This window comes from Paracoccus sp. (in: a-proteobacteria) (genome assembly GCF_047973135.1).
In the GTDB taxonomy this organism is placed as follows: domain Bacteria; phylum Pseudomonadota; class Alphaproteobacteria; order Rhodobacterales; family Rhodobacteraceae; genus Paracoccus.
In genome coordinates this window covers 1-5491 of sequence record NZ_JBKEBL010000301.1, presented here as the reverse complement: position 1 = coordinate 5491, position 5491 = coordinate 1, and the positions used below count along the sequence as shown (strand labels likewise).

At 64.1% G+C, this 5491-nt stretch carries 5 protein-coding genes; 4 read left to right on the top strand and 1 reads right to left on the bottom strand.

Annotated features, from left to right (window positions below; genetic code table 11):
- The 4 genes from ACK5L9_RS22005 to ACK5L9_RS21990 all read left to right on the top strand — a co-directional run.
- On the top strand, window positions 1-773 hold a 773-nt coding region (locus ACK5L9_RS22005), incomplete at its 5' end, for a cytochrome P450 (RefSeq protein ID WP_416913596.1).
- A gap of 54 nt (window positions 774-827) precedes the next feature.
- Window positions 828-1940: a TRAP transporter substrate-binding protein DctP gene (gene dctP / locus ACK5L9_RS22000; RefSeq protein WP_416913595.1), complete on the top strand. Its 1113-nt coding sequence runs from the start codon at window positions 828-830 to the stop codon at window positions 1938-1940.
- An 80-nt stretch (window positions 1941-2020) separates the two neighbouring features.
- Entirely contained in the window at window positions 2021-2515 is a 495-nt protein-coding gene (locus tag ACK5L9_RS21995; RefSeq protein ID WP_416913594.1) for a TRAP transporter small permease, read from the top strand.
- Window positions 2516-3832, top strand: a complete 1317-nt coding sequence (locus ACK5L9_RS21990; RefSeq protein WP_416913593.1) for a TRAP transporter large permease — start codon at window positions 2516-2518, stop codon at window positions 3830-3832.
- A gap of 395 nt (window positions 3833-4227) precedes the next feature.
- On the opposite strand, the gene ACK5L9_RS21985 is transcribed toward ACK5L9_RS21990, so the two are convergent.
- On the bottom strand, window positions 4228-5491 hold a 1264-nt coding region (locus ACK5L9_RS21985), incomplete at its 5' end, for a PhoX family protein (protein WP_416913592.1).

Genomic DNA, 5491 nt, shown 5'->3' with positions numbered 1-5491 from the left:
TTCCGTTCAAGGTGTTACCCGACGCGGTGGGCCTTCGCCCCGAGGGGCGGCAGCATCTGATGCCCTATTCAACGCTCAATTTCAACGCGATGGGTCCGAAGAACGACCTGTACCATGCCGCGCGCAAGATCGTCGAAGAACAGGGCACATTCGAATATGTCGCTGCGCAGATGGCCGAAGAAAACCTGCTTCCCGATGGGTTTGGTCAGGAAATCTATGCCGCCGCCCATGCGGGCGAGATCACCCGTGATGAGGCTGGAATGCTGGTCCGGGCCTTTATCTCGGCCGGGATCGACACGACGGTTTTCGGCATCGGGCAGACGGTTCTGGCGCTGATCGAACGGCCCGAGCAATGGGATTTGCTGCACGCCGACCCCGATCTGGCGCGGCCTGCCTTTGAAGAGGCGTTGCGTTTCATGGCCCCTAGCCCTGTCATTGGCCGCACGACCACCGGCCCGACCACGCTGGCGGGTGTGGCACTGGGGGCCGAGGAAAAGGTACTGATGTGGCTGGGCGCTGCCAATCGCGACCCCGCGCGATGGGACCGGCCGGACGAATATGACATCACCCGCCGCCCGGTCGGCCATCTTGCCTTTGGCACGGGCATTCATGGCTGCGTCGGGCAGATGGTTGCCCGGCTGGAGGCGGAATCGGTACTGGGCGCGCTGGCGCGACGGGTCAGGCGGATCGAACTGACCGGGGAACCCGAGCGCGTCTATATCAATTGGTTGCGTGGCTATCACTCGATCCCGGTCGAGGTGACGCCGGCCTGATTTCATTGTGAAAAGCGCCCGGCAAAAGGGCGCGGTTTGTGGGAGGAGAGATTGATGACGTTCAAGGCTCTGGCATGTGCCGCCGTCATGTCGTTTGGTGCGGGTGCCGCGCTGGCGCAAAGCCCGATCTATGGATCATGGCCCCCGGCATCTGATTACCTGAATACCGACACGCTGCCTCAGGCATTCCAGATGATCGCCGAAGAGACCGGCGGCTCGGTGCAATGGGAGCTGATTTCCGGTGGTCAGCTTGCCGACGGGCGGGGTACCTTGGCGGCGGTCAGCGACGGGCTGATGCAGGGCGGATTGCAGATCCCGGTTTATACGCCCGAGGCGATGCCCTCGCTGACGCTGCTTTATTCCATTGTCGTGCCGGGCAGCGATCCGGTGGCGGTGGCGGCGGCGGCGGTCGAGACGGTGTTTCAGGACTGTCCCTCTTGCCTTGATGAGGCGCGCGCCAATAACGTCATGATTCTGGGCGGCTTTTCTTCAGCCCCCTATTACCTGATGTGTACCTCGCCGGTGGCATCTCTGGCCGATCTCAAGGGCAAGCGGGTGCGCGCCACTGGCGGTTATGGCGAGATGGCGGCGGCCGGAGGCGCGACGCCGATGTCCGTCACGCTGACCGAGGCGGTGGGCCTGTTGCAGCGCGGCGGGCTGGATTGCCTTATGGCGGTGCGCGAATGGTTGCAGACTTTCGGCTATGGCGAATATGCGCGCCATGTCAGCGATCTGCCCTTGGGCATCGCGGCCCCGGCGGTCGGCCTGCTGATGAACCGCGACGCCTTTGCAGAACTGTCGCCCGAGGAACAGCAGGCGACGCTGCGCGCGTCGGCCTTCATCACCGCCAAGCATACCATCGGCAATTACGTGCTGCGCGATCAGGAAAGTTTCGAGAAACAGCAGCAGGTCAATGGCGTCGAACTGGTTCCGCCGACCGACGATCTGACCGCCTTGGCCGAGGACTGGATCACGCAGGATCGCAAGCGCCTGATCGAGATCGGCGCGCAGCTTGGCGTACCCGACCCCGAGGCGCTGATCGACGCCTATCTGGCCAATGTCGAGAAATGGCGTCCGATCACTGCCGAAATCGGCAATGATGTCGATGCGCTGACGCTGCGGCTGTGGGATGACGTGCTGTCGCATGTCGATCCTGCGGCGCTGTAATCCGCCGATTCCCATCCCGTCGCGGGGGGGGGGCGAATGCGCCCCTTGCGCCGTGACGTGCGGTCAAAGCGAGGATGCCGATGGAGCGCCTGAACAAGATCACCAACCGGATTGCCGATGCGCTGTTCGCCGTCGCTTGTGTGGCGGGCGCGCTGATGATGCTGCATGTCACAATCGACGTGCTGTCGCGCAGCCTGTTCAACAAGCCCCTGTCCGGCACGGGCGAGATCACCGCAAGCTATTACATGATTGCGGTTGCCTTTCTGCCGCTGGCATGGGTGACGCTGCGTGACGCGCATGTCACAGCGGATATCTTTGCCAGCGCGCTGCCGCGCCCGCTGCGCCGGGTGACGGATCTGCTGGTGGATCTGCTGGTTCTTCTGTATGTGCTGGCCTTTGTCTGGCAAAGCTGGCTGTCTGCCCTTGCGCGCACCAGTCGCCGCGAGGTCTGGGAGATTCACGGAGGCTATCTGCCGGTATGGCCGACACGCTGGATCCTGCCCCTGGCCGGCACGGCGATGGCGCTGGCGCTGCTGTGCCGCCTGCTGGCCCGGCTGATCAAAGGGCGCGCCTAGATGGATCCGCTGAGTTTTGGACTGACTACGCTGGCGTTCATCCTGGGGTTGATAGCATTGCGCGTTCCGATCGGCGTCGCTCTGGGCGTTGTGTCGGTGCTGGGTCTTGCCTATGTACGCAACTTTCCCATCGCCCTGTCGATCCTGCGCGAGACGCCTTTCTCTTTTGCGGCGAACTGGGATTTGACGGCGATCCCGATGTTCCTGCTGATGGGGGCCATAGCCAACCACTCGGGCATTTCATCGGCGCTGTTCCGCGCCGCGCGGCTGTGGTTCAGCGCATTGCCCGGCGGGCTGGCCGTGGCCGCGAACATGGCCAGCGTCGGATTTGCCGCCGCCTGCGGGTCATCGCTGGCCTCGGCCGCAGCCATGGGCAGGCTGGCCATCCCCGAGATGCTGCGCATGGGTTATGACAAGGCGCTGGCGACGGGGGTGGTCGCCTCGGCCGGGACGCTGGCTGCGCTGATTCCGCCCTCGATCATGCTGGTGCTGTACGGTGTCTTTGCCGAGGTGTCGATCTCGCGCCTGCTGATCGCGGGGGTGGTGCCGGGTATTCTGACAGCACTGGCATATGTGGTGCTGATCGTCGTCCGCTGTCGGTTGAATCCGGCGCTTGCCCCGCCGCTGGACCCCGCCGAACTGGCAACGCTCAAGGCCGACCGGCTGGCCGCCCTTCGCGAGATCTGGCCGGTGACGCTGCTGGTTCTGGGCATTATCGGTGGCTTGTATGGCGGCATTGTCACCCCGACCGAGGCGGGCGCGGCTGGGGCCTCGCTGGCGCTGCTGATCGCCGTCCTGCAACGCCGGATCGACCTTGCGAGCGTCGTCACCGCCCTGAAAGAGGCAATGAGCGGTACGGCGCAGATCTTTTTCGTGGGCATGGGGGCGGTGATGTACACGCGCCTTCTGTCGCTGACGGGGGTATCGGCCTTGCTGGCCGATATGGTGGGCGGTTACGCGGGCGATCCGCTGCTGGTCATCCTGGCGATTTCCGCCGTCTTTCTGGTGCTGGGGATGTTTCTCGATCCGCTGGGGATCATGCTGATCACGATGCCGGTGTTCCTGCCGATGATCAAGGCACTGGGGCTGGATCTGATCTGGTTCGGCATCATCGTGGTGAAATACGTAGAAATCGGCATGATCACTCCGCCGCTTGGCATGAATGTCTTTGTGGTGAAATCGGTGATCGGCGACCGCGTGCCCATCTGGACGATCTTTCGCGGGGTTTCGTGGTTCCTGCTGGCCGAAGTGATCGTGATGGCGCTGCTGATCGGTTTTCCGCAGATCACGCTATTCCTGCCCGACCTGATGCGCTGACCGGGCAGGCACAGGACAGGCGGAAAGGGGGGGTGCGGGCCGGGCAAAGCCCGACCCGCGTGCTGCCGCCCGGGCCGGGGGCGCGCCTTCGGCGCGTGGCCGGTCTGTGAATGGCATGGCAACGCGACGCCGATCAGCGCCGCTGGCTTTGGCAGGGGGTCCGGGGGGCGCAGCTCCGCGGCCACCGCGGGACGCAAAACACCCGGCGGTGATGTCGCGCAACGGATCCCGTGCAGTGCGCGGCGGCGGGGTGCAGGCTGTTCATATCCTGCGCCGCCCCTGTGCAAGCAGCAAGCAGCACAAAGCCCCGCATTTGCATGGGATTTCGCGCCCCGCCGAAAACACCCGCCAGAGACCAGATCAGCGCACCCATCCCCGGCCTCCGGCAGTGACCGTCAGCCTAGGGTCGCGCCATCCTCGCGCCAGATGGCGATGACCGAAGAACGCGGCTTGCCCACGCCGTCGGGCCAGGATCCGCCCGGATGCTGGATGCCGACAAAGGCTGTCTTGCGGTCCGCAGACCAGCATAGGCCGGTGACTTCGGCACCGTTTGGCGCGGTCAGAAAGCGGGCGATCTCGCCGCTGTCAGGGTTGCCGATCAGCATCTGGTTATTACCCATGCCGGCGAAATTGTCAGCATTGCTGTCATTGCCATCGGTCTGGATCCACAGCAAGCCGGTGCTGTCAAAGGCCATCCCGTCGGGCGAGTTGAACATGTTGCCCGCTGTCACATTCGCCGATCCCCCATAGGCGTCCTCATGCACGGAAGGATTGCCCGCCATCACGAACAAATCCCATTCGAACCCGTCCGCGCCGTGATCCCCGCCCTTGGGTCGCCAGCGCAGGACTTGGCCGTATTCATTGGCCTGACGCGGGTTCGGTCCGCCCACCAGAGTCGCATCGCCCCCTGCATTCGGTTCGATCCCGCGCTTCGAGTTGTTGGTCAATGCGCAATAGGCCTCGGGCCGCCGGGGGTGGCAGGCGATCCATTCCGGGCGGTCCATCGTGGTCGCCCCGACCCGTGACCCCGCCATGCGCGCAAAGACCAGGATTTCGGCCTGCGACATGCCGGTCGTCTCGGGGGTCAGGGCAATCCACTCGCCGGTTTGGTCGTCGTGGAAACGCGCCACATATAGCGTGCCGTCGGACAACAGGGTATCGGTCGGCTGACCCTCTGCCCAGGTGCTGTCCGAGACGTAACGATAGACGAACTCGCCGCGCTCATCATCGCCCATATAGACCACGATCCGGCCATCGGCGGCCTGCACCATCTCGGCATTTTCGTGCTTGAACCGGCCAAGGGCGGTATGCTTGACTGGCGTGCCTGCCGCGTCCGAGGGGTCGATTTCGGTGATCCAGCCGTGGCGATTTGGTTCGTTCGGCTCTTTGCTCAGGTCAAAGCGCGGATCGAATATCTCATAGGCATAGCGGCTTTCATTACCGATGCCATAGCGGTTCTCGCCGTCGCTGCGCTGCTGGCCGGCCTCGCTGCTGTCGGAGGTGCCGAAATAGCCGTTGAAGTTTTCCTCGCAGGTCAGAAAGGTGCCCCAAAGCGTCTTGCCCGATCCGCAGTTGTTCATCGTGCCACGGGGTGACATTCCTTCGGCATCGGCATTGGTGCGGACCAGCCCGGACCCGGCGGCGGGGCCGTCCATGGTC